This is a genomic window from Mycobacteroides franklinii (assembly GCF_001853795.1).
Classification (GTDB): Bacteria; Actinomycetota; Actinomycetes; order Mycobacteriales; family Mycobacteriaceae; genus Mycobacterium; species Mycobacterium franklinii.
Genome location: NZ_MLIK01000024.1, coordinates 550876 through 575451, shown reverse-complemented (window position 1 = coordinate 575451; position 24576 = coordinate 550876). Strand labels below are relative to the sequence as shown.

The 24576-nt window shown below is 61.2% G+C and carries 22 protein-coding genes and 3 pseudogenes; 7 read left to right on the top strand and 18 right to left on the bottom strand.

What is annotated here, in order from left to right:
* Window positions 1-46 precede the first annotated feature (46 nt).
* From BKG76_RS22185 to BKG76_RS22155, 9 genes and pseudogenes are all read right to left on the bottom strand, one after another.
* On the bottom strand, window positions 47-1249 hold the full coding sequence (locus BKG76_RS22185) for an MFS transporter (protein ID WP_070939832.1): 1203 nt from the start codon (window positions 1247-1249) through the stop codon (window positions 47-49).
* Complete coding sequence (locus BKG76_RS25035) at window positions 1246-2295, bottom strand: AraC family transcriptional regulator (RefSeq protein ID WP_070939831.1); 1050 nt, start codon at window positions 2293-2295, stop codon at window positions 1246-1248. The genes BKG76_RS22185 and BKG76_RS25035 overlap by 4 nt, the downstream gene beginning before the upstream one ends.
* Window positions 2296-2457: 162 nt before the next feature.
* Window positions 2458-2814 (bottom strand): annotated as a pseudogene (locus BKG76_RS25575) (phosphoribosyl-dephospho-CoA transferase MdcG domain-containing protein); the annotation flags it as partial.
* The gene (locus BKG76_RS25570; protein WP_131815837.1) at window positions 2769-3146 is read right to left on the bottom strand and encodes a phosphoribosyl-dephospho-CoA transferase MdcG domain-containing protein; all 378 of its coding nucleotides are present in this window, start codon (window positions 3144-3146) and stop codon (window positions 2769-2771) included. The gene BKG76_RS25570 and the pseudogene BKG76_RS25575, both read right to left, overlap by 46 nt.
* 423 nt (window positions 3147-3569) lie before the next feature.
* Window positions 3570-3887: a hemophore-related protein gene (locus BKG76_RS24635; RefSeq protein WP_207543801.1), complete on the bottom strand. Its 318-nt coding sequence runs from the start codon at window positions 3885-3887 to the stop codon at window positions 3570-3572.
* Between the two features lie 637 nt (window positions 3888-4524).
* Window positions 4525-6003 carry an aldehyde dehydrogenase family protein gene (locus BKG76_RS22170; RefSeq protein WP_070939829.1) on the bottom strand — a complete coding sequence of 493 codons (1479 nt, stop codon included), beginning with the start codon at window positions 6001-6003 and terminating at the stop codon, window positions 4525-4527.
* Window positions 6004-6260: 257 nt separating this feature from the next.
* Entirely contained in the window at window positions 6261-7388 is a 1128-nt protein-coding gene (locus tag BKG76_RS22165) for a carboxylesterase family protein (protein WP_236737635.1), read from the bottom strand.
* A 172-nt stretch (window positions 7389-7560) separates the two neighbouring features.
* Window positions 7561-8661, bottom strand: coding sequence for a nitrilase-related carbon-nitrogen hydrolase (locus BKG76_RS22160; protein ID WP_207543800.1), 1101 nt, complete (start codon window positions 8659-8661; stop codon window positions 7561-7563).
* Window positions 8662-9347: 686 nt separating this feature from the next.
* Window positions 9348-10877, bottom strand: coding sequence for a hypothetical protein (locus tag BKG76_RS22155; RefSeq protein WP_236737620.1), 1530 nt, complete (start codon window positions 10875-10877; stop codon window positions 9348-9350).
* A gap of 144 nt (window positions 10878-11021) precedes the next feature.
* On the opposite strand from BKG76_RS22155, the pseudogene BKG76_RS25375 reads away from it, so the two are divergent.
* A pseudogene (locus tag BKG76_RS25375) lies at window positions 11022-11132 on the top strand (TetR/AcrR family transcriptional regulator); the annotation flags it as partial.
* A gap of 51 nt (window positions 11133-11183) precedes the next feature.
* Entirely contained in the window at window positions 11184-11639 is a 456-nt protein-coding gene (locus BKG76_RS22150; RefSeq protein WP_070940065.1) for a TetR family transcriptional regulator C-terminal domain-containing protein, read from the top strand.
* Window positions 11640-11663: 24 nt separating this feature from the next.
* Here BKG76_RS22150 and BKG76_RS22145 read toward each other — a convergent pair whose 3' ends face one another.
* Both BKG76_RS22145 and BKG76_RS24630 read right to left on the bottom strand, forming a co-directional pair.
* Window positions 11664-12122, bottom strand: coding sequence for a GNAT family N-acetyltransferase (locus tag BKG76_RS22145; protein WP_407937666.1), 459 nt, complete (start codon window positions 12120-12122; stop codon window positions 11664-11666).
* A gap of 177 nt (window positions 12123-12299) precedes the next feature.
* Entirely contained in the window at window positions 12300-12605 is a 306-nt protein-coding gene (locus BKG76_RS24630; protein WP_083338204.1) for a WhiB family transcriptional regulator, read from the bottom strand.
* A 306-nt stretch (window positions 12606-12911) separates the two neighbouring features.
* Here BKG76_RS24630 and BKG76_RS22140 point away from each other — a divergent pair, with 306 nt between their 5' ends.
* The 3 genes from BKG76_RS22140 (at window position 12912) to BKG76_RS22130 (ending at window position 16337) form a co-directional block, all read left to right on the top strand.
* Window positions 12912-13196, top strand: coding sequence for a DUF1490 family protein (locus BKG76_RS22140; RefSeq protein WP_070939825.1), 285 nt, complete (start codon window positions 12912-12914; stop codon window positions 13194-13196).
* Window positions 13197-13203: 7 nt separating this feature from the next.
* Window positions 13204-15372, top strand: coding sequence for a heavy metal translocating P-type ATPase (locus BKG76_RS22135; protein ID WP_083338171.1), 2169 nt, complete (start codon window positions 13204-13206; stop codon window positions 15370-15372).
* Window positions 15373-15596: 224 nt separating this feature from the next.
* Entirely contained in the window at window positions 15597-16337 is a 741-nt protein-coding gene (locus tag BKG76_RS22130) for an alpha/beta hydrolase (RefSeq protein ID WP_070939823.1), read from the top strand.
* 80 nt (window positions 16338-16417) lie between these two features.
* On the opposite strand, the pseudogene BKG76_RS22125 reads toward BKG76_RS22130, so the two are convergent.
* Together BKG76_RS22125 and BKG76_RS22120 are read right to left on the bottom strand one after the other, a co-directional pair.
* Window positions 16418-16984, bottom strand: a pseudogene (locus BKG76_RS22125) (dihydrofolate reductase family protein).
* A 161-nt stretch (window positions 16985-17145) separates the two neighbouring features.
* Window positions 17146-17778 (bottom strand): TetR/AcrR family transcriptional regulator, encoded by a 633-nt coding sequence (locus BKG76_RS22120; protein ID WP_070939822.1) that lies wholly within the window; start codon window positions 17776-17778, stop codon window positions 17146-17148.
* Window positions 17779-17924: 146 nt separating this feature from the next.
* On the opposite strand from BKG76_RS22120, the gene BKG76_RS22115 reads away from it, so the two are divergent.
* Window positions 17925-19115, top strand: a complete 1191-nt coding sequence (locus tag BKG76_RS22115; protein WP_070939821.1) for a serine hydrolase domain-containing protein — start codon at window positions 17925-17927, stop codon at window positions 19113-19115.
* A gap of 399 nt (window positions 19116-19514) precedes the next feature.
* Here BKG76_RS22115 and BKG76_RS22110 read toward each other — a convergent pair whose 3' ends face one another.
* The 5 genes from BKG76_RS22110 to BKG76_RS25370 all read right to left on the bottom strand — a co-directional run bounded on the left by BKG76_RS22110 (window position 19515) and on the right by BKG76_RS25370 (window position 23869).
* Complete coding sequence (locus tag BKG76_RS22110; RefSeq protein ID WP_070939820.1) at window positions 19515-20345, bottom strand: SDR family NAD(P)-dependent oxidoreductase; 831 nt, start codon at window positions 20343-20345, stop codon at window positions 19515-19517.
* 64 nt (window positions 20346-20409) lie between these two features.
* Entirely contained in the window at window positions 20410-21366 is a 957-nt protein-coding gene (locus BKG76_RS22105) for a 2OG-Fe(II) oxygenase (protein WP_070939819.1), read from the bottom strand.
* 246 nt (window positions 21367-21612) lie between these two features.
* Window positions 21613-22236 carry a TetR/AcrR family transcriptional regulator gene (locus BKG76_RS22100; protein ID WP_070939818.1) on the bottom strand — a complete coding sequence of 208 codons (624 nt, stop codon included), beginning with the start codon at window positions 22234-22236 and terminating at the stop codon, window positions 21613-21615.
* 38 nt (window positions 22237-22274) lie between these two features.
* A complete protein-coding gene (locus BKG76_RS22095; RefSeq protein ID WP_083338203.1) occupies window positions 22275-23126 on the bottom strand; it encodes an oxidoreductase in 852 nt (283 codons plus the stop codon).
* 335 nt (window positions 23127-23461) lie between these two features.
* Window positions 23462-23869 (bottom strand): hypothetical protein, encoded by a 408-nt coding sequence (locus tag BKG76_RS25370; protein WP_070939816.1) that lies wholly within the window; start codon window positions 23867-23869, stop codon window positions 23462-23464.
* Between BKG76_RS25370 and BKG76_RS24625 the strand changes: the two genes are divergently transcribed.
* Window positions 23799-24533 carry an oxygenase MpaB family protein gene (locus BKG76_RS24625; protein ID WP_236737634.1) on the top strand — a complete coding sequence of 245 codons (735 nt, stop codon included), beginning with the start codon at window positions 23799-23801 and terminating at the stop codon, window positions 24531-24533. The two genes, BKG76_RS25370 and BKG76_RS24625, sit on opposite strands and share 71 nt — an antisense overlap.
* The last annotated feature ends 43 nt before the right edge of the window (window positions 24534-24576 follow it).

The window sequence follows — 24576 nt, the reverse complement described above, 5'->3', positions numbered from 1 at the left end:
GCGATTTACGCCGAAGATGTGCCGCATCGTTGGTCACCGAGGAGCACTAACGTTCTGAGCTGCTGGGCGCCGCGGCGTGTATGGCTGCGGCGTACTTCCGCCAGATAAGAAGCGAGCCCGCGGAAAGCGCACCGAGGAATGCGAACGCAACCCGGAACCCGAATTCCTGGGCGATGTAGCCGCCGAGCAGGGGACTCAGACACGCTCCGACGCCTTGAGCAGCCATCAACGCTCCCTGTCCGATGTTGATGTGTCCGCTCCCTTCCAGCAGCTGTGCCACCAGCCCAGGAACCGCTACGGAAAGCATCCCTGCCCCGATGCCGTCCAGGATCTGCACGGGCACTATTCCCCAGGTAGTGACAACGCTGGCGGCGACGAGTCCACGTACGGGTAGGGCGACGAAGGCGATGGCAAACACCGTCCAGTAACCGCGTGTGCGAGCCATCCGCGTCGCGGCCAGCGAGGCGATCACCATGACCGCCTGCGCGACAACCACCGTCGCGGCAACGGTAAGGAACGGGTCGGCCCGGTGGGCAACGACGGCCAGACCGTACAGGGGCAGCATTGCCGCATTCCCCAGGTGAAACAGCAGGACCGCGGCCGCCACAGCACGCAACACCGGAGAGCGCGCCAGAATCTGTAAACCGCTTGCAGCGCCCTGATTTTCATCGGTGGCTCCGCGCGCCGCCCGGTCATCGATGTGGCCAGCAGGTATCGACAGGATGGCGATGATCGCGGCTATTGCGAACAGTGCCGCCAGTCCGAAGACCGCGGCGAATCCGAAGTACCAACCAAGAACTCCGGAAAGCGCTGCGCCCACCATGTTTCCGGCGTGGTTGTAGGCCTGATTGCGACCGTTTTGCCCCACGAACCCCGACTGGCGCACCACTCCCAGGGTGATCCCGATGACCGCGGGACCAAGAACAGCCGCGGCAACAGCCGCCGCGGCCTGCGCAGCGGCCACCACCCAGAATCCTTCGGAAACCAGTACGAGGGTCGACGCCGCGACAGTGCATATCGCCGCCACAACAACCCAGAACCTTTTGCGGCCTGTTGCGTCGATGAGGGCACCCGCCGGTGTGGTCGACGCCAGCCCCACGGCATTGCCCAGCGCTGTGACTGCACCGATGGCACCTGTCGCCCAGCCACGCCCCGCCAGTAAGACCCCAAGAAATGGACCGATACCCGCCTGCACATCAGCCATGAAAAAATTGGCCGCCACCAACGCGTTACGGTCGCGCGCACTCACTGCTGGCGTACGTTCAAGAGTGGATGTCCTCGTCGGCTGGAACGCAGTGTGGCGGAGGGCGCTTCGCCGAATTCGGCTTTGTAGTATGCCGCAAACCGTCCCTGGTGAATAAATCCCCATCGCATGGCAACATCCGCCACGCTCGTCTCTTCAGAATCGCTGCGGGCGAGCTCCTCCGCGGCTTTGCGGAGCCGCACCTGACGCAGATACTGGGAAGGGGTGACCCCGAGATGCTCTCGAAACGAGAGCTGTAGCGTGCGCAAGCCAACCCCGCAGTCGGCGGCAACCTGTTCAACGGAAATCGTCTCACCGGCCCGATTTTCGATAATTTCTACGGCGGTCCGGACGAGCCGCGAAGGAACTCTCGATATAACTGAGTGGAGCGCTTCGCTACTGCTGTTGGGCTGCGCCAACAACAGCCTACTCAACAGCAACGACCGCATTTGATCGAATGCCATTACTGCGCTGTGCGATTCGACCTCGTGGAGCAGCATATCCAGCACCGACCTGAAGGCGACGATGGAAGGCGCACGTAGATCCATACGCAGATCGAAGCGCAGCGGACTATCCGGGCGGTGCCCTAGCAGAGTGGTGAGATGCGTTTCTAATGCCGCGCGATCAATACGCAATATGACATGTGGGGTTCCGGAATGCCAATGCATGAAAAAACCGCGACTAGGCGATAAGACCGACCCTGTGCCCGCATCATTGCGGACCGACTCTGGACCAGATTTCACGGTGGACGTTCCTGCTAGCGGAAATTGAACGAGATAGAAATCATCCGTCTCCTGCGGCAGTATCTGTACGGTGCTCCCGTAGTCGAGGTAGTAGAGGCCAATTTGGTCTAGTTGCAGTGAGTTGAGTCGAGCAGCTAGCTGGGGCCCGTCCACCCTCATGGAGAAGGGTGTGAGCGCCCGGCCTATGACCGTGGTTGCCTCCTCGACATCGGAGGTGACGAGTTTCTGATGGGACGTCAGGAGCGGGGTGCTGCTACCAGAAACGAGGCGCGGCCTATGCGGCGTGACAATGTTGCTCTCGGGCTGCATCCTTCACCTACTTCCTGGTCAAAGACGCGTCCGGAGGGGCCTCGCATCGATCGCCCTTGATCGTTGTCGCAAACAAACATTCTCCGTCGAGCAACGAGCGGCGTCAACATTCGCCACCATTGCTTGGTAGGGGACACAACGGCCTCTTCGATGTGATGCTCGTTAAGGGGAGTGATCAGGTTCGGGAAAGGAAAAATGCTGCGCGGGGGAGCACCTGTCACCCCTGTCGCCAGCATGCATCGGATGGCATCCGTATTGGCCGCCTCTGCTTTCGACAAGCACTGTGAGTCGACCAGAAATCAGCTCCTCCAGCGAGACGGTTCCAAAGGTGAAGCTCAACTGCGTGTCCACTCGCGTAGGCAGACTACTTACTATTGCCTGCAATTGACCTAGAAGTTTTCGTTGGGTTGGTTTGCGGAACCGCAGAACGACACCCAGATCACTGTCTGCGTGAATAGTTGTCAGGCCGGTGGTTAGTTCAAATCCGGCGCTGCCGGTCGGCCCCCACCGCAGGGCAGTCTTTGTAGCTGTCCCCGCAACGCCACCAGAGCCTGCGCGGCCGGCATTTCACTTCGCAGTTGCCCGATTCGATACACCAGCTGCTCAGGAGTCACTATCTGGGCAACGTCAGGTACGGAAACGGTTGTGGTCCAACGTTGATTGCGCTGCATCCCGCGCACTCCCACCGATATGCGGCCGTCGGGGGCCGCCGCACGGCGCACAACCACCCATACCGATCTGGTTGGCGATACCTGTACCCATTTGGGAGCCGAACGGCTCAACAACATGGGGTCATATAGCCGCAGGAGATCATGCGGCTGCAACTCGCCAAGTGCCGCGGTTACCCTCACTGCTGAACCCGCGTAGTGTCGCGGGCCGTCGCTGGTCCATCCTCCGTAGTCGGACCAGTAGATTGGCAGATCGCCGGATTCGCATACTTGAGTCGGCCGGAGCTCGTCGACTCCGGAAACGCGACACCTACGCACGCATCAATCTCGTCTGGCGACAAATCCACTTCACCACTCCCTGCAAACAGCCTCTTCAAGGCCCGCCCGTAATGAGCAGGCCCTCAACAACATTCAGTTGACACGCCTAGACGCCCCTGCCGGGAGAGCGCCAATGAGCTGTGCCGGGATACAGAAATTGACGACTCGTTAGCCGCAAGCGGCAGGATTGAAGCCGATTACCGTTCGTATGGTCGTGGAGCGCGCCGGATGCCCAGGAACACGGGCCACGGCCGCCAACCGGTGGTGGTCTTAGCTGCTGGGCACACCCTACCCGCAGCGGAGCATGAGATCCTTGAGGGGTTGCCGTAGGCGGGCCATCGAGGCCGCCACATCGGGGTGCGCCTGAAGATAATGGGCGGCTTGGTCGCTCGGTACCACGTTGTCTGACTTCATATCGGTGTATGCGTCCCGCACGTCAGGGTGGTCATCCATATAGTCAGCGGTTGCCAACGCGACACCGGCAGCGACTCGCTGGTATCCCGAGGCGTCGCAGTTAATCACCGGTTCAGGATCCGGCTCCGCGTACGCGAACGCGGCCGTCCCGGCAGACATGGGGATGCCGACAAGCAATACACCGATAGACAAAGTGCATATCCACAACCGCAGTCTTCTCGTTGGCACTCGCATCATCGCTTCCTCTCGGTGTTTCGTCACGTCCGTAGCAAACGAACGACGGTTAGTACCGCGCGCCAGGGCGATAGTGTCCGCCAGGAGCCTGCACCGGAATGCCGCCGGGCGCCGGCGGGTGGGGCTTCGGCCCCCGGCATATCGCGGGCCCATTGCCTCCGCACGTAGGCGGCGGAACAAAGTTGCCGTCGTAGGACATTCCACGCGGTACGCACAGATCCATGACGCTGTCGTAGACCATGCTTGCTGGACAAGACCCTGCCGACAGGCCTGTGACAGACGGCGCGGCTACCGGTGGTGCGGTGATCACCAGCGCAGCCGCCATGGCCCAACAAGCCCACACGCCGTGCCGGCGGAGGCGCAACCATCCGGTCATCTGTACTCTCGTCGGCTCATCACCACTAATGACAATCCCCAAATCCATTCGCTGGCTTATCTATCCGATCGGCCCTATGGCAGGCGCGACGAAGGGAGCCCACGATTGCCGGCACGACGCATGTGATACTTTGCACACCAATACAATTGGATACTCAGATCAAGTTGCTGCCCATGTGGATAGAGAAATCCGTCGTCGGCCACAGCCGGATTCATCCGCTCAGTACGGGAAGTGCCGTCGACCGCGGTTCACGGAGATCCACTTCGTCGTAGTGAATTCCTCGATCCGATAGTCCCCGTTCAGGCGACCCATTCCCGACAGCTTCTCCCCGCCAAAGGGCACTATGGCTTCGTCGTGCACGGTCGCGTCATTGATATGGACCATGCCGGTATCGAACCTGTGCGCGAGAGCAACAGCCCTCTCGATGTCGCGGGAATGCACTGCGCCACTGAGCCCGTAGGGGCTGTCGTTCACGATCGTAACGGCATGGTCGTCGTCGTCCGCGGCGAAGATGAGCGCCACCGGCCCAAAGAGTTCCTGCTTCGCGATCGGAGCCGACGTGCTGACATCGGTCAGCACGGTTGGGGTCATCAACGTCCCCGTCAGGCTTCCCAAAAGCGCCGGCTTTCCCGAACCCTGGTCGAGGGCCGCTTGAACAATGCGGTCGAGGTCCGCTGCGTGCTTCTCGCTGATCAACGGCCCGATAATGGTGTCGGGGTCGGCGGGGTCACCGACAGGGAGATACGCCACTTTTCCTACATAGCGCTCGACGAACTCGTCGTGTAGCTCTCGCGCAACCACGACTCTGTTCGCGGACATGCAGACTTGCCCTTGATGGGTGAATCTACTGAACACCGCCGCGTCCACCGCAAGCTCGAGATCAGCGTCATCCAAAACCACCAGCGCACTGTTGCCACCCAGTTCGAGAACCGCGCGTTTGAATGTTCTGGCCGCGGAACTCGCGATGTGACGGCCGACGCCGGTAGACCCCGTGAACGAGATGACCCGCGGAATCGGATGCTCGATGAATCCGTCTCCGAGGTCCTTGATGTCCGCGACGACGACATTGAGGACTCCGGGCGGTAGACCAGCCCTTTCGAACATCTTCGCGATGAGGGTTCCGCCTACGACGGGTGTCTGCTCGTGTGGCTTGAGAACTACTGAGTTGCCCACCGCCAGGGCCGGGGCAACCGACTTGATCGAAAGGAACAGCGGAAGGTTGAAGGGACTGATGACAGCGACCACGCCCACCGGCTTCCGATACAGAAGGTTCTCTACATCGGGCAGGGGCGACGCGATAATGCGGCCTTCAACCTGTAACGGCAGTGCCGCCGCCGCTTTCAGCGCATCGACGGTGAGGTCAAGTTCGATCGCAGCCTTGACCGCTGTGCCGCCGACTTCTTCGCGGATAATCCGAGCGAATTCCGCTCGGTTTTCCTCGATCTCGCGTACCGCGTTCTCGAAGACGGACCTCCGCTGATAAGGCGTCATCGATTCCCAGAGCGGCTGCGTGGTGGCTGCGGCAAAATAGGCGGAATCGACGTCAGCCATACTCGCCCCAGTGAACCGCGTGAGCTCAGAGCCATCGAACGGATTCTGGTCTACCAGAAGAGAAGCGCCGCTTCCCTCAACCCATGCGCCGCCAATGAATTGCCTATTGAGCTTGCTGTACGCGTAGTCGGTCACAGAATCCTCCATCGATAAGATCGTCGGCCAACGGGGTCAACCGATAAACCAGGCCACCGTTTTTCTCCGGCCTGTCTTCACCATCCTCGTGAAAAACCTTCGCCTTCGGAATCCACTATCTGAAAAGCTCTATCTGAAAAGCGAATTCCCACGCGCTAGCGCAGGCACCGCCGAGCCGTACCCGAATACCTATCGTTGTCGCACGTCGACGTGTCCTCTGATTCAGGCGTGGCGGGTATCGAATCCGTCTGCTCGACAGCGCTATCGGCCTACGTTCGCTCACGCGTGCCGGCCATGTTTTGGCCCAGACACAAGTTGGCTATCCCAGCCGGTCCAATGCCGTACCGGATACCGCCAGGCGTGTCCAATGCGGGATCGATGTGTCCCGTTGTCGCGAATTGCGCCCATTGCCGGCGCATGTTCAGGCCGAGTGCATGCTGATACCCAGTCTCGGTGCCCAGAATGGGTGCCCCCTCCCAATCCTGCTCTGTGCCGAGCAGAAGTGGCAGCTCCACACAGTGACACGCGCCGAACGCACTTCCCTTCGGCTCCCAGTCGATGCGGTACCCAGCCACATTCGCGCCACGTTTTGCGAACTCATTCAGTCGTTGCGTGATCGGCTCGGCGAAGTGCTTGGAGGTCTCGGCAACCACACGTTGTCGATCGACACCCCAGAAACCCATCTCGTGATGCGTCCAACCGGCCAACACGTCAACACCCTCTACATGCCAGTCTGCCGGACCCTCCAACGGCGTCTGCCCGATAACAGGAGCCAACAACGTCTCGCCACCACCAAGTGTGGCTTCTGCCATTGCCCGGCCATAGCCCTCAGCCAACTGCTCTGCCGGAAAGGAGGCGACGGCCGGCAGTTCATCGGGTGCCACCGAGCGCCCCCAAACTAGGCCGGTGCGATACTGATTGGTGGCGAGGTCCGTCGCTGCGTACTCGGGAAGTGGACTCTGAAGGATGGCTCTGCGGAACAGACCCGCCGCGGCCGATGATCGCAGCAGGTTCAGGATGGACATTGCGCCGGCAGACTGTCCGTACACGGTGACATTTTCAGGATCACCACCGAACATCCCGATGTATCGCTGAACCCACTGCAACGCGGCGATCTGATCGAGCAAGGCGATATTCCCTTGGCATACACCGGGAATCACGGCAAGGCCGAGCGCGCCGAGGCGATAGTTGATGTTAACCGCCACGACGTCATGCTCGAGCACCAAACGGTGCTGCGAATACCAGGGCCAAAGCCCAGACCCGGTGAAGAAGCCGCCCCCGTGCACATAGACCATCACGGGCCTACGTGCGGACGGGCCATTGGCACACACTCGCAGTTGTAAGCAGTCTTCTCCCTGGCTCAACCTCCCCGGCGGTTTGCCCAGGACCGTATCCATGAATGTCTCGGCGGGTTGATAGGACTCGAGCAGGCCAGGCTCAGGCACCTCGTCCAAGTGCCCGGCAAGACATGGACTACCAAATCGCTTCGCCGAGGCATAGCGAAATTGCTTGCAGATCATATTGTCGTCTCCGAAACATTCGAGACACTATGGGACGCAGGACATCTCGCTACGAGAGTTCGCTCGAGGGCTTCTTCCAGACGCCGCGATCCTGCATGAGCTGTATTTGTTGCGCGATAACCTTTCGATACTCCGCGTGATTGCCCGGAATAGCGTCAAGGTAGCGATTCTTGGGATAAATGGGGCGCTCATAGATCAGCTGGGCGATCTCTGTCCGGATATCCTTCAGCCAATTCGTTGTTTGGGCATGTGCCCGCTGATACCGGAGAGCTTCAATATCGATGACGCCAGAAACGAATGTGGAACTGCTGCTATCAAACTGCTTACCGACAATGGTCCCACGATAGTCGACGATCATGGAACGTCCGCCACCATTGTCAAACCCGGCGGTGCTGTCGGGAGAGGGGAAGCTCAGTCCGATGTTGGGCGCCACCACATAGAAATTATTCTCTAGCGCACGCGCCCGGTTCGAAATCTCGAAAACATCGTTACCGGTGAACGGAGTCGGCATGGAAGCTCTGTAGACGACCTCGACACCATTCATCGCCAGGCCGCGACCATTTTCGGGGTAGTTTCCCTCCATCGCCATCATCACACCGAGTCGACCGATCTCGGTATCGGCAACAGGCCAGAACGCCGCTAAGTTGCGGCCATACTTATCGACCCACCAATCGTAAAGATCATGGGGAGAGACAGATCGCTCTGAAGGGAGAAGCGCACTCACCTTGTGATGTTTCAGCACGATTTCCCCGGTGGGGGAGATAACAAAGCCGACATTGAAAAAGAGGTCATCCCAGTCTTCATGGCGCGCCTTCGCCTGAGCCATGATGTACACATTGTGAGCCTTTGCGAGCTCGCCCAAGCGGTCGGTTTCGGGCCCCGGTATGGTGATGGCACAGTTATGGGCATATTCTTTGTGATCGGCGTCTTGGCCCTCGTCACCAAATCCTTGTAGTGCACCCTCCGGGATGGCGAGAAGTCGCACAGGTATGTCCAGGCTCGCCAGGCCGATTGCGTTGTGTGAAACATGCTCGATATGTTCGATGTTTCTCAAGATGTCAGCGCGCTCGCGAATATCCCACATCGTGGGGGACAGTCCAACTGCTGTGTACGGTTCGATCATAATAACCATTCCCTTCGTCTGCGCCATCTTTCCGTGCAGTCACACGGCCTGGCCGCTGACCACACGCCATCCATTCTCGTTCGTGGGAACAACTACTCAATCCTTATTACGAAAGCCATTGTCCGGATAGCGAAGCCGATACCTCGCCCAATGCAATTAGTCGCCGTCGAACGAGCCGGTCCCTGCACACCTACCGGGCCAGGGCGGTGTCAGCGCACGGGTGGGTCACTAAATATTGCTCACATGCAACATGTTCTTTTCGCGTGATAGCCAGTCAATCAGAAGCCGTGAGAGCGCTACCGTGTTAAAGGGGTCCAATCATTTTGAGTGCGACATAAGGGTGAGCACTCGTAGCAGATATCAGGACGGGCGCGAGTCGATGTCGTCAGCAGCGCCAGTAGCAGCCAGGGCCAGCCGGCGATCAGTCAACAAGATCGCCAGGTTGTCGAGACAGATTCGGCGGCAATCGATCTCGGTGTCTTACGAACGGCTATTCGGGGCGAGGTGTCCCTGCCAGGGGATCGCGATTTCGAGCGGTTGAGCATGCCGTGGGATCTGACTGTGAAGCAGTCCGTGCGCGCCGTCGCGGAGGTCGCAGACGCCGCAGATGCATGCGCACTGGTCCGGTTCGCTGCTGTCGCAGCGCTTAATCCAATAGATAGGGCTGGAGCCGCAATGATGTACCCGACTTCATCCACTGTGGACGAGCGACATCACCGCGGTTCCTCGGTGGAGCATTGACGCGGCCCGCGACCCAAGGCGGGGAAGGCGCGTCGCACGCCGGCCAGTTTCGTCACCGCGAGTGACCACAAGAGCAAGCCGATACTGCGGAGCTGCGCGGTTTTGGTCGGCTTCGCGGTGTTGCCGAAGTCAACGGTGTGTACTGAACTGATCCGGCGGTAGAGGCGCTCAAAGTTGTTCACTTGTCGTTGCAGCGCAGCCGTATCAATCAGTTCCGTTTCATCGCCCGGCAGTTCGGCGAGCAGGTACAGCGGGGCGGTGACGAGGGAAATTGCTGGTATGCCGGCGTGCAGGAGAGGCTCGCCCTCGCCGAAATGAACAAGGGCAGTCGGCCTGGAAACGCGGGCTGTCGCTCCGTCTTCGGCCCGCCACTCTGCGCGTGCAAGGTGCGCGAGTTCTGGCGTGGTCGCATAGAGAAGCTCAGGTTCCACCCGGCCGGTCGGCCGGAATTCGTTGGCGTCGGGGTCGTCGATGAATTCCCGAGCACCAAGGTGCTCAATAGCGAGGCCTGCAACCGCTCGCCGTTGGCCGGCGCCGCCGGCCCACAATTCTGGATGGTCGGCCAGGAAGCGCTGGGTTGCCTGCCCCTCGGAGGTGACCGCAGGGATTCGCATATGGCCACTGGTGAAGACGAAGACAGTCGTGCGATCAGGGGGATCCAGTGCGGCGGCGCGGGCCATGGCGACCATTGCGATATGGCCGTTCTCCTCAACGGCATTGACGCCGTCGGTATGAGTCACGACAAAGACGGTCTCATCCGGCCTGGTGGTTCCTTCGACCGTCGTCCAGATGGTCCGGGCGGACGAATCAGGGGTGAGCCGATAGTTCAGCACCAGCGTCGCGTACTCGTGGCTGGTCGTGCTCGCACGTGCGGGAGCGGCGCCTTCGCCGCTGACGAAGACGGCAGGGATGCCCTGATAGTCCATTGTGAACGGGAGGTACTGGCCACGCGCGTGAGCATCACTTATGTTGCGCCACAAGAAGACAACCGCCTTGACCCCCGCCTTCCTCGCACGTGACAGACCTAGACCAGCGAGCGTCGCGGCGATCAGCGGATTGCGTATCACTGGCCATGGCGCATCATTTCCCCACCTATCGATGACCGCGGCAAAAGGCAACCTGAAGTTGTTGACCTCGAGAACGGCGATCTTTCCTCGCGCCTTGCCCCAGGCCGGTATTGGTCCGCGTAGCCGGACCAACTGCCCAGATACGCCATCAGGGCCAGTAATTCCCGAGTACGGAACGACAGAGGCAATCGGAACAGGATGCCCGGCGAACTCAAGGGTTGGGTCCGTGTCGCCCTCAGGTGCCCAGCGGGTGAAGGGCAGCACGTCACTATGCACATCGAGTCCCGCGTCGATGAGTTGCTCCTCGATGTGCTGGATCAGTTCCGCGTGCTCGACAGTGCCCGTGACCCGACTCTTGAGGCGGTTCAGCAGCGACACCTCCTGACCGATCTGATCGGCGGTGATGATGGACGCAGATCCTTCGCTATCTCTCACGTCCACAGCCTCCATTCCTCGCGCAACATTCCATACCAAGCGTCCACACGTCTTACCAGTGTCGATACACTATGTATCGAAGCTCAATGCCGATACTATAGCGACGTGGGCGAGTCGCGAAACCTGTCGAACCGGGAGAGTTGAGTGAGTGCCACCACACTGCGAGATCGCAACCGAACACGAATTGAGCTGATCGACGCCACCCGCCGGCTCATCGATAGCAGCGGAAGAACCAAGTTCGCCGTCAAAGACGTGTGCGACTCCATCGGGTACACGCGAGGCGCGTTCTACTCCAGTTTTGCGTCGATGGATGATCATCTTGTCGCCGTTCATGAACGTCAAAATGCCGATCTCATCGAAGCCGTGGCGGCCGCCCTTGCCCACGCGCGGAGCGTTGTCGGCGACACTGGCGACCTGTTGACGTTCGTGAACGCGTTTATCTCGACGATCGGGGTCGACCGGGGCCGCCTCGCCTTGCAATCGTCGTTAACTGCACGCGCACAACACAACCCACATCTGGCCGAGCAGCTGACCTTGCAGCGGGACCGGCTTCGGCAGACTCTAGAGCCGTACCTGCTGGACGTAGTCGACCGTGCCGGGCGCGAATTAACCACCGATGCAACGACTTTCACCCGTGCTGTCATGGCGGCTCAATTGGGTGCCGCGGCACAATTGATAGCCCCCGACGATTCGGATGATCTTCGTCCGCTACTGGTCGCGACAACCATGATGGGACTCAGCCGGCCGCAAACGACCGGCTAGAGCAGTCGCTTTCCGCGGCATGCCTCAGGCCGACAGAGCGAGATGAAGGATCGGATAGGGCCTGCCGTCACCGTCGAGTTCACTGCGACCGACTTGTGTGAACCCACGATTCAGGTAGAAACCGTGCGCTCCCGAGTTCTGCTCGTTCACGTCGACCTTGATGACGCCGTCCTTCGCAATCGTTTCGGCGAGTAGCGCGCTTCCGATTCCGCTGCCGCGGACGTCGTCCGAAACGAACAGCATCTCCAGGTTCCCGTCCGCGGTGCCCGCGAAGCCGACAGGGCGTCCGTCGCGCTCGGCCACGGTGAGCGTGACCGCGGGGAAGTACGCGGAGGCCAAATTGCCTTCGATGCGCCGGAAGTCGGACTCGTCCAGAAAATCGTGCGTCGCACGTACCGCGCTGCGCCAGATCTCGACCAGCTGGGGGTAGTCGTCAGGTCTGCGCGCCGCCCGCAGGACGACGTCACTGTTGTTCATGGGCATCGCGACATCCTTACGACACCGGCGAGGCGAGTCAACTGGATATCTGTGCAGAACAATTGACGCGTCCGACCACGCGGATGAAACATGCACTGGGACTGATAAATAGGCGAATCACCAACGCTCCCGCAGCGATACGGTGTTCATCGGTGACGGCGGACCCCATGGTGAAGTGTCTCGCTACCGTGATTTTCTGACCGTCCGCTCCTCGGGCGTGGTGGCTCCCCAGATACCGTGCGGCTCGCCGGACTCCAGTGCGTAACCACGGCATTGGGCCAAGACAGGGCACGATCTGCACAGCTCTTTGGCGGCGTCTTCACGACTGCGCCGGGTTGCGGGTGGACCGGCGGAGGGCGGGAAAAAGATGTCGATGGGCAACCCACGGCAGCGGGCGCGGAGGCGCCACTCCGCTTGCAGCAGTGACGGTTTCCGTCGTACACGGTGGTCGCACACGACGGGCGTAGCTGCCGCCGTGTGCGCCGACATCTGCGAGGGCGATGTCGACAACGCGGCCAGCGTGGCGAGCGCCTCCGCCTCGGTGCAATGTTGCAGCTGCATAAGCAGTCCGATGGCTCGACGGGCTGATCGGGGACTGTCGGACATTCGCGTTTCCTGAGTTTGAGGTCGTCGGCGATAGGGTTTGCCCGGCGACACGGAGGCCAGTCTGCTATACATTAGCGGTAACGATAATCGTTTTCATTATTGAACAACCGCCTACCCGGACCACGATGGGCGTAACTTGATGTGAAGTCTGCGCAGATGGGACGCCAAGGGCGGAAAGGTGACTGGCATATGGCATGGCATGGGTTATTGATCAAGGCCGCCTCGACGGTGGCTACCGGCGCTGTTGGAGTCGCGGCCTATGAGGTCGTGCGCAAGGCTGTCGCGAAGGTCCCTGTACGCGACGTCAGCGTCACCGTTGCCGAGTGGTCCTTGCGCGGTGTACGTAAAGCTGAAGAAGGCGCCGAACGCGCGCGACTCGCCGTCGGAGACGTTGTCGCCGAGGCCCGTGAACGTCTAGGTGAGGAGGCGCCGCCACCCACGGCGGTGGATGCCGAGCACGACCACGAACACTGAGCCACACATGGTCACCATCGAGTCGAATGCGGCCGGTCGGCTCCGGGTTACCGCCGCGCAGCTGCGCGGCGACGTACGTCGGGCAGTGGCGATCGAGGACGCACTTGCGAAGGTATCGGGCGTTCGCGCCGTACACGCGTACCCCCGAACAGCCTCGGTGGTCATCTGGTATTCGGCGAAGCGCACCACGGTCGACGACATGCTCGCAGCGCTCAAGAACACCCTTGAAGCGTCTCTGCCGCAAACGCTTTCGCGCCTGCCTCACTCGGCAGACGTGCGCAACGCGGATGTGATCCGAATGGCCGCCGGCGGTCTGGCCCTGGTGTTCCTGGGCATCCGCCGCTATCCGTTGGGGCGGCCACCACTGCTGGGCCCGGCGAGCAGGGTGGCGGCCACTGCGGTGACGATTTTCACCGGGTACCCGTTCCTCAAGGGGGCGCTCGCCTCACTGCGCGGCGGGCGATCGGCCGGCACCGACCTCCTGGTCTCGGCAGCGACCGTAGCCAGCCTGGTCCTGCGCGAGAACGTCGTAGCACTCACCGTGCTGTGGCTGTTGAACATAGGGGAGTACCTGCAGGACCTCACCCTGCGTCGCACCCGGCGTGCCATCACGGACCTTCTGTCAGGCGGACAGGATACGGCCTGGGTCCGCCTCGCCGATGGCTCCGAGGTTCAGGTGTCCACCGACTCCCTCACTGTGGGTGACGAAGTCATCGCACACGAGCAGGTGGCAATTGCCGTCGACGGTGAGATTGTGGAAGGTGACGCCATCGTCGATCAGTCGGCGATCACCGGCGAAACCCTGCCTGTCAGCGTCGCCACTGGCGCCATGGTGCACGCCGGTTCTGTGGTGATGCGCGGCCGTATTGTCGTGCGCGCCTCCGCTGTCGGAAGTCAGACCATAATCGGCCGGATCATCACGCGCGTGGAGGAGGCCCAACAAGACCGGGCGCCAATACAAACCATCGGCGAGAACTTCTCCCGGCGCTTCGTACCTGCCTCATTCCTACTGTCTGCTGTCACCCTGGCGTTGACCGGGGATGTACGGCGCGCGATGACGATGCTGCTGGTGGCGTGCCCGTGCGCCGTCGGTCTGGCAACCCCCACCGCGATCAGTGCTGCCATCGGAAACGGGGCGCGCAGGGGAATCCTGGTCAAGGGAGGCTCGCATCTGGAGTTGGCGGGTCGGGTCGACGCAGTTGTGTTCGACAAGACCGGCACCTTGACCGTCGGGCGGCCCGTGGTTACGAATGTCGTTGCATTTGATACTGATTGGGAACCAGAGCAGGTTCTTGCCTATGCCGCCAGCTCGGAGATTCATGCCCGGCATCCACTGGGCGAAGCGGTGATCCGATCGACAGAAGAACGTCACATCACCATCCCTCCGCACGAGGAGTGCGAAGTGCTGGTCGGTCTGGGGATGCGCACTCGTGCCGACGGGCGCACGCTGCTACTGGGCAGCCCCGCATTGCTGCTCAAGGAACAGGTGCACGTCACCGGTGAGGCTGACGAGTGGGTGGCTCGATTGCGCCGCCGCGCCGAGACCCCCTTGCTACTCGCCGTCGACGGCGCCCTCGTCGGGCTCATCAGCTTGCGCGATGAAATCCGTCCGGAGGCAGCCGCAGTGCTCGACGCGCTGCGCTCGTCCGGAGTGCATCGAGTGGTGATGCTGACCGGTGATCACGCCGAGACCGCGCGGGCGGTGGCCGAGGAACTGGGCATTACCGAATGGCAAGCCGAGGTTCTGCCGGAGGACAAACTCCAGGCGGTTAGTCGGCTGCGCGATGAGGGATATGTGGTGGCAATGGTGGGCGACGGTGTCAACGACGCCCCCGCATTGGCGGCCGCCGATATCGGAATAGCCATGGGCCTCAACGGAACCGACGTCGCGGTGGAGACCGCTGATGTCGCGCTGGCCAGCGACGACCTACGTAAGCTCCTCGATATCCGCGGACTCGGCGGACGGGCCGTCACGGTGATCCGGCAGAATTATGCGATGTCGATCGCGGTCAACGCCATCGGGCTGGTGGTCGGGGCCGGCGGCGCGCTGTCCCCGGTGCTGGCGGCCATTCTGCACAACGCTTCATCGGTGGCGGTGGTGACCAACAGCTCGCGGCTCATCGGCTATCAGCTCGACGATGCCGCGGGTCATCGACCCGTGGAGGACCACGCCTGATTCATCCGTGTGTCGGGCGTGGTCTACCGGTGCACCTACGCATTTCGATTCCGTCGCATTCCCGTCGGCCATGCCAGACCGCTGCTAGCCTGTCGAAGTCCCGTGCTACGCAACAAGGAGGTGGTACCCGTGAACGAATCGACGTGGGTGCTCCTCTCTGAGGTCACGGTTGGGCGATAGGTCGTCTGGGAGCGCCGCATCAGGCATTTCCGAAAGGCACGACCATGCAACTTATTTCCAAAAGACTTATCGATGACGGCGTCCTCGAATGCGACGTCGCCTTCGGCGACATCCCCGGAATCCTTTGGACCCCGGGTTCTGCAACAACATCGGCGTCCGTACCGCTGATTCTGATCGGTCACCCGGGCGGAATCTCCACGATGTACCCGCGGCTGGCTGGGCGCGCTCGAGCTGCTGCGGAGTACGGCTTCGCCGCGGTGACGATCGAGCTTCCTGGTAGTGGTGACCGGCCGCGATTGGCAGCGATCGAACGGGCCCGAGCCGATCTGCGTCGGGCGATAGCGGCTGGCGAGCCGGTCACAGGGGAGATCATCGACCGGCTCGTCCTCCCGTTGACGGAGGCGGCGGTCCCTGAATGGCAGGCCGTTCTGGACGATGTTCTTGCACTGCCCGAAATTGGCGGCCTGGTCGGGTATTCGGGAGGTCTCCTTGCCATCGGAATCCGTCTGGCGCTAGTTGAGCCGCGCGTCGTGGCGGCCGGGTTGTTCGCCGGTAGCTTCATTCCCGCCGCAACGTTCGACGAGGCACGACGGGTAACCATCCCTCTGCACGTGCTGCTGCAGTGGGACGACGAAAATAACGACCGGCAAGCGGCCCTGGACCTGTTTGACGCCCTCGGGTCCACGGAGAAGACGCTGCAAGCCAACATGGGCGGGCACACCGGTGTCCCGCGCTTCGCCGCAGAGGACGCTGCGAGATTCTTTGCGCGACAACTGGGGGCCTAACTGCCGGTTCACACCCCGAACCGTGCAGCGGCAGGGGAGCGGGCGTCGAGGCACCTTGGCCGACGGACACGGTTGTCCGATCAGTCGCGTTGTGCCTCGTAGCGCAGCAGAACCGCACCACCTGGGAAGGTGCGGTTCTCCAACAGTCGCAGGGAAATCCATGATGGCAGGGCGGGGAAGAACGGCGTGCCGCCGCCCACGGCGGTGGGCGCGACCACGATGCGGTATTCGTCCACCAGTCCCGCCCGTACGATCGGTGTTGCCAGCGCAGCGCCGGCCACCTCCAGCGTGCCGTCGGTTGAAGCTTTCAGCTTCGTCACCACCTCGACCGGGTCACCGCGCTCCAGGCGAGAGTTCCAATCAACGGACTCCAGCGTGCGTGAGAACACGACCTTGGGCATGTCCCGCCAGATGCGGGCGAAGTCGACAATCAACGGGGTGGCATCACGAGCCTTGTCGGCGGTCGGCCAGTACGCCGACATCAGTTCGTACAGGCGCCGACCGTAAAACGATAGGGCAGTCTCCCGCTCGAAGTCGTTCCATTACTCGTGCAGTTCTTCGCTCGGTTCGGACCAGTCGATACCGCCTTGTGCGTCAGCGATGTACCCGTCGACCGACACATTGAAGCCATAGATGAGTCTGCCCATAGGGATACAGACTGCACCAGAGGGCAGAACTCATCGCAACACTGTGGCCCCTCACCGGCGGCCATGTCTGAATCAGTTCTGAATCAGCCGGGTTGGCGACAAGAAGCCAACCACGAAGACGAGTTCGGTCCCAACCCCGAACGGTGGGCGACAGATACCTATCACTCAGTCTGGCCAACGGGACTAAATGATCGAGTGAGCGGCTCCAGCAGGTTGGCCATTCGAGTCGCCAGCTCGTCTGCGGAAACATCGAATCTGCCTTGGCAGTACGCGAAAGTCAGATCCAAGCCACCCGCAACGATTATCCGCAGCGCCAACTCGGCATCGATAGCATCTACAGCACTGTCCTGGAACAGAATTGAATGGTTGGCGAGGTAGAGATCGAGGATCTTGCGCCCGACGTGCGCACGGGCGCGTGCCGCTTCGCCGTCATCGGCGTCACGGCCAAGAACATGACGCAAACCCGGATGTGCGGCGTCCAGTTCCGGTGCCACGCTCAGCGCGGCCCGCACGCGGCTGGTGAGGTCGGTGGCGAGGGCTACTTTGGCAAGCACTGCGCTGATGTATTCGTCTGCGAACGCGTCATAAACACCACCGAGCAGCTTGTCCCTGTCGGGGAAGCTCTCATAGAAGTAACGCTCGGACAGCTGAGCCTGGCGGCATACCGCGGTGACGGTGATGTGTGCGAGTCCTCCCGATTCGAGTAACTCGCGGGTGGCGACCAACAGGCGCTGCCGCCGATGTGCGCGCCGCTGATCGGCACTCATTCCACCGTAGTTCCGCTCCGCCGCCACGTTTCGATGCTAGTAGAACGCCGCAGCCGAGCACTTCTGTATGGCCAGCACGGCGGGCGAGCGGAGCTATCTGGCAAGACTCTTGCCAGATAGCTCCCCAGCGTGCACTATGTCTAACCGGAGAGAAAATAAGGGGAGCCATTGCCATGACTGCCGCGCGTTCTGAGTGCAAGACCATCGACCGTGACACCGAATCCTCGATGATGATCGACCGACGGTTTATGCCGTTGGCTATCAAGTTCTTTCGGGTGTTCAGGTCCCGTCGTGCAGGTGGCGGTGCTCTGGCGGCCTTTCTGCACGGCCAGCCCGTGTTGGATATCTGGGCAGGTGACATCGAGCCCGGCAACCCCTGGCGCCGCGACACGATGGCGATGTCTTACTCGACGGGCAAGGGAGTTGCAGCCACGGTCGTCCACCGCCTGGTTAACCGAGGACTGATCGACTACGACCAGCCGGTGGCACGGTATTGGCCGGAGTTTGGTGCCGCGGGGAAAGAGTCGATCACCGTCCGGGAGCTGCTGAATCACCGCGCCGGGCTGCACCGCCAACGCGGGCTAGTGGCGGGGAATGGATTTCTTGATCACAGCACCGTGGCCGCGGCGCTCGCAGCGAGTCCTCCAGACCCGCGCCGACTGCGCGGGCAGGGGTACCACACGGTGTCGTTCGGGACTTTGGTCGCAGAGCTGGCGCAACGAGTCGCCAACATGCCCTTCCCTGAAATTGTGCGAGCCGAACTCAGCGAGCCTCTCGATGAGGCCGATTTCTGGTTTCGAGTCCCGCATGAGCAGCGCGCCAGGATCGCACCCCTGTTCCCAGCGATCCGCGTTGCCGGGTTCGACTATGAGAACTTCGCGATGGCGACGGGACAGTACCGGCGCCGCAACGCACTGATAGAGAGCATCCCCGCTGGGCTGGTCGGGGCGCAGAATCACCCATCGGTCCACGACGCCATGCAACCAGGCTGGAACGGGGTATTCACCGCCCGCGCACTCGCCAAGATGTACGGGGCACTTGCCAACGGCGGTGAAGTCGGCGGCGTTGAATACCTGACGCCGGGAACCGTTGGTCACATTGCGCAGATGCGCGCCAACAGCCGCTATGACTACGTTCTCGGCGTCTCGCCGCATCATTGGCTGGGCTACCACCGCGCACTATTACGCAGCGGGCGGACCTCCAGCGGGTTTGGGCATTACGGCACTGGCGGCTCAGGCGGCATGGCATTTCCTGAGTCAGGTTTGTCGATAGCGTTTGTGACAAATCATCTCGGCAATCGCCTCACCGCCGTTGGGGACTTGCGGCTTCCGACGTTCGCGTCCATAGCCTGCCGACTCCTCTGAGGGTCCGGCGCTCCCTGAGCGGTTCGAGGGCTTCACCTCGCCACCTGTCATGAAATACAAAATGCACTGTTGCAGTGACTATTACAATGGAGAGGGTTGTGGATTATGGTTATGAATCCACTGGGACGTGTGAGTGGCAGGCATTGGTCGGCAGCCGAGATTGCACTCATAACATCGGGCACGCTAGCTGATCATGAGATTGCTGCCCGAACCGGTAGATCCAATCGTGCAGTTGCAGCCCAACGTCGACGTCTTGCCCAAAAGCGTTTGATGCGATTGGGTCTCTATCCCTACCGTCGCCACTCCCGGGAATCTATGAGTACCCCGTTCTCGGTACTGCAGTATCTTCCCACTCCATAAAAACGGGCGGTTCGGTCGGCGGAAACTGTTGTGGCCTAACTAGTGTGACTTGGGCACCGAGAGGGCAGTGAACACCGAAAAAAGGTCCTGGTAGCGAGCCCCCATGACTCGGACGAGCACATCGAGAGCCTTGGCGTCGGGTCCGACGAGTACGCGTGACTTCTTCTTGCGCACGGCGGTGAGGATGATGCGCGCGGCAGCCTTTGGGCTGGTGTTCGCCAGGTACTTTTCAAACATGGCGGCCGCCGCCTGTACATCGATTCCCTCCGCGGCGGTGGCGTTGCGGGCGATTGCAGTCTTCACGCCGCCAGGGTGCACGCAGGTGACGGCGATCGGTTTCTTGCCGATGATCATTTCCTGACGTAGTGACTCGGTAAAGCCGCGTACGGCGAACTTCGCTGCGTTGTAGGCACTTTGGCCGGGCATGGACATCAGGCCGAACAGGCTGGAGACATTGATGACGTGGCCGTCGCCGGAGGCGATCAGGTGCGGCAGGAAGGCCTTGGTGCCGTTGACGACACCCCAGAGGTTGACATCGAAGATTCGCTCAATGTCCTTGAATGGGCTCGCCCCAACGTCACCCGAGTAGGCGATGCCGGCGTTGTTGTAGATCTGGTTGACCGTGCCGAAGTGATCCTTAAGGGCATCGGCGTAGTGCAGGAAGGACTCGCGCTCAACGACATTGAGCCGATCGGAATGAACCTCAGCGCCGAGTGCCCTTACCTGGAGTTCGGTTTCGGCCAAACCTTCGGCGTCGATATCGCTGATGGCCACCTTGGCGCCCGAGCGGGCCAGTTCGATCGCCAAGGCGCGCCCGATGCCCGATCCTGCGCCGGTGACCGCGGCCACCTTTCCGCTAAACCCATCCATTCCTGTCTCCCTGTCGGTTCCGTCTGCGGTATCCGGTAGTGCGGCGTAGCGGTAGGCGCCGGCCCTACTGCAGCAATTTTCTGGCTATCTCACGGGCTTTGGCCTTGCGCACGTACGCGAAATGAGCCTTGACCGCAGGGAAACCGAGATTGGGGTTCACGACATACGCCAACATGCTGACATTGCGGCTGAGGTTCAGCAGGGTCCTGTACGCGCGCAGTCGGGCCTTGCGAGCGATGCCGTGCTGTTCCCCATGCTCCCTGTAGTACGTCGTCTCGTCACCACCGAAGCTGTCAGCAGGGGCCGCTGTGTAGTAGAACAGCGCCAGCGATTGCCGCCAGGAGTCTTCGGCGACGGGGAGAGGGAATCCGTGCACCGAGTGGTCATCGGTGCGAAAGATGAGAGCCCTGCCCCAGACGGGAACGACCGTCTGGACGGCCCGGCCCTCCACGTCGTAGAGCGACAGGCAACCTCCGTCATCTAGTGACCAGCTCTCGTTCAAATAGACGATAACGTTGATGCGGCGGTACAGGTTTAGCGCGCGAAGGTAGTGAAAGTCGGTGTGCGGAGTCAGGATGCCGCCCGCGCCGCTGAGCTGGATGCCACCCCCAAACAGATAGGGATCGGGCAGCAGCTGCGGGATACCGGTAACTTTTTCGAGCACGCTCAGGAAGCGCGGTTCGTTGAGCTCTCTGATGACGGTTTTGAACGGCTCCGGGATGAGGTCGATTTCCGCGCAGAACCGCTTGTTCTGGATGTATCCGTCGTCCCATTGGTTCCACCAGGGCCAGTATGCACCAGGAAAGCTATCGGAAGCCTCCGGAGACAAACGGAGAAAATCGTCGACCACCAGGTGAGGAAATGGCTCAGCAGTAAGGAATTCGCGGTGCAGATCCGATGCGTCGCGCTCGAGCTTTTCGACCCTGACAACGGTATCTGTCTTGTGGACGCTCGCGTTGTCGCCTAGGTGGCCATCGACGGATTCTTTTGACTCGTTGGCAGTTTCATTTTCGATTTGCATCGGATATCTGCTCCTCGCACTAGATCATGCGGAGCCTCGATAGCCGACCGCATCGACTGCACGATGCAACAGCGGGCTAGTACGGCGCCATGGTTTCGGCTCCAACCAAAACGACGTTCCGTCTGAGGTCCAAGGGGGGCGGCCGGTCATGCAGAACGGCGCAACAGCCTGATCTGTGATGGACCCGCGCAGTGTTGTGAGGTCCACAAATCCTGTCTGGCGAGCTGGTCAGGGGTGACCGGAACCTCACCCGGTGGCATGGTCTGCGCTGCGAGACTGCATCATTTGCGTCCACACGATCTGGCATGTCTGTTTGGCGAGTTCAAGATCTTTTACCGAGTTTTTTGATGCCTGGTAGAAGGTGCGTTCGATCATCCAGCACAGGGCTTCGGCCACCGCGTGTGCATCGCCGGGTCCGCTGCCAGCTGGCACACCCATACGCATGAGGACCTTGGCAATGGCCTCGATAAAGATGTCGGCGGCACCAGTCCATAATTCATCGATCTCTGGGATGGTCGAGCTCAGATCGACTGCGGCCCGCATCACTACGCTGTGCTTCAGCCATAGTTGTAGGGTGCGGTCCAGGGCCGTAGCGACAACCGTTTCGGGGTCGGCGGGATCGTTGCGCGCAGCTTCTGACTTGTCACGCAGTGCCTGCACGGTACGTGCCACCAGCGCAGTGACTACGTCCTGTTTGGACCCAAAATAGAAGTACAGCGCACTGCGGGTGATGCCTGCGGCCTCGGCGATCTCGTTGACCGTCATCTCGAAATAGCCGCGGCTGTCCAGTAGCCCCTCGGCGGCATCGAGGATCTGTTGCTCACGAAGATCGCCTTTGCGCTGGCCCGCGGCCGTTCGCCGCGAAGACACGGGTCCTTCAAGCGGCGGGACTATTGGCGTTGGCGCGATCACGTCGCCACAATCTGTGCACCATCAGCGAAATCGGTTGTCCGCGAGAGCGTCTCCCATTGACGGATATCGTCATCGACAGCGTCCCGTGCAGCGCGGATCAGCCTAAGCGCATCTGAACCGAGCACCAAATGCGCTGGCGGCTCAGGCTGATCCAATATCGCCAACACCGCTTGGGCGGCCATGGCTGGATTACCTAGCTGGTTGCCGCTGGCGTTGGACCGGGCGGCCCGAATGGGGTCGAACAACGCGTCGTAGTCAGAGATGGAGCGCTCGGCACGGACCAAAGACCGCCCGGCCCAGTCAGTGCGAAACGACCCGGGCTCGATCGCAGTGACATGGATACCGAATGCAGCCACTTCTTTTTTGAGGCTCTCTAGCAGGCCCTCGACCGCGAATTTGCTTGCGCAGTAGGCAGACATCCCAGGCACCGCCATCAGCCCGCCCATCGATGTCACCGCCATGAGATGCCCCGCCCTGCGTTGACGCGTATACGGCAACACCGCTTGCAAGGTAGCCGCCACGCCGAAGACGTTGGTGGAAAACTGGGCGCGCAGCTCAGCGAGAGTCGTTTCCTCAAAGATCCCCTCAAGGCCGTAGCCGGCGTTGGCGATAAGTACCTCAATGGGGCCCACGTTGGCCTCGATGTCAGCCACGGCGTCAAAGACTGCAGCATCATCGGTGACATCGAGCAGCCGAGCAACGGCACGCCCAGGCGACAAAGACTCAAACGCCCCAACATCGGCGTGCTTACGCACCGTGCCGACCACACGATGCCCAGCTCCCAGCGCTCCAGCCGCAAAAGCTCGGCCCAACCCGCTGCTCACTCCGGTGATGAGAAACGTCTTCACACGCACTTCCTTTGAGTACTCAAAGCCCATCGCCCAATGGGCAGTAACTCGACGTAGTGTGGATTAAAATCGACACTACGTCAAATATGCTTCTGTGACCGACGGTAACCCAATGCGGGCTTCCGGTTTAATTCATTGTGTCAGTGGCGAACTGGGGAATGGCATAAATCTTGGCACGCATCGCGGACCGCACGCCTTATCGGGCTAGACGACCAGTCCAACTAGTATTCGCTGTGTCGTCGGCCCGGCAGAGCTCTTGCCTCTACTAGACAGCAGACGTTCTTAGAAAGCGTCGCCCAGGTAACCCTGCATTTTCAGCCAGCGCCGGGTTGGCTCTACTCCCTGACTGGTTGCGCGGCAGGTAGGACGTGATTGCCGACTGCCAGCAGGAGATCGACGCTTTGGTTAATGAGTTCGGCCTTGTCCATGGGTAGGTCGCCGGCTAGCCACGTGGTTGTGCACTCCATCAGTGCACCGAACAGGTGGACACCGGCGAATCTGATCTTGCTGTCCAGCTCGTTCGATAGGGCGCCACCGACTTTGGAAGCGGCTTGCGCACGCATCAGACCGATGAACATGTCGCGTATTTGCGTGCGGTGGGGCTGCGAGCTGTGGGCGGGGGCTTCAACGAACACGACTCGGGCCTTTCGGGGGTCCCCGGTGAGCAGATCGATGCACGCCGTCAGCCCTGCGCGCGCAACCTGCTCAGGATCGGGTCCTGCGGCCGCGATGGCCTCACTCATGGCTGTGAGCGTTTGGCGTGCGCGACGACATGTCGCGGGCCTGCCGCAGTGGAAAGCCGACGAATGGGGAGTGCCGGTTAACCAAACCGATATGGCGGCCACCATGCTCGGTGCCATCTACGTGCCGGCGGTTCTGTCAGTGGCGTTCGGCATCATCGCCACCCCTCGCGAGCTTGAGGATGTCGCGCACTTGACCCGGTACGTGGGCTGGCTGATGGGTATCGAAGAACAGAACCTTCCCACCAGCTTTCGTGATGCCATGCTCCGGCTGTACCACTACCTCATGTCGCTGCATCACCCCGACGAGACCAGTCGCGCTATGGCGGTACCCATGGCCAACGATCCACTGCGGTGGAACTACCCACGATTCACCTCAATACGCCGCAGAATTGCTTGGGCGCAACATATCTCGATCACCACTGCGTTCATCGGCCGAGCGCAAATGCGAATGCTGGGGCTCCCGACCTACATGCCACCGTGGTACCCGATGCTCAGAATCCCCATCAATCTGTTGCGAACAACCACAAACTTCGCCGTCCCCGGAGGGCGCCGTCGCCAAGCACGTGAGGGCCTACGTCGACAATATGAATTCATGCACGCCCTCAGCACCGCCGGCCACGCAACCATCGGCCACTCCGCCAGTTATGTAGGACACGCCGCCTGACTGAATTCCTAATTGCTTGCCGGCGGGTAGTCGGCATCAGGGA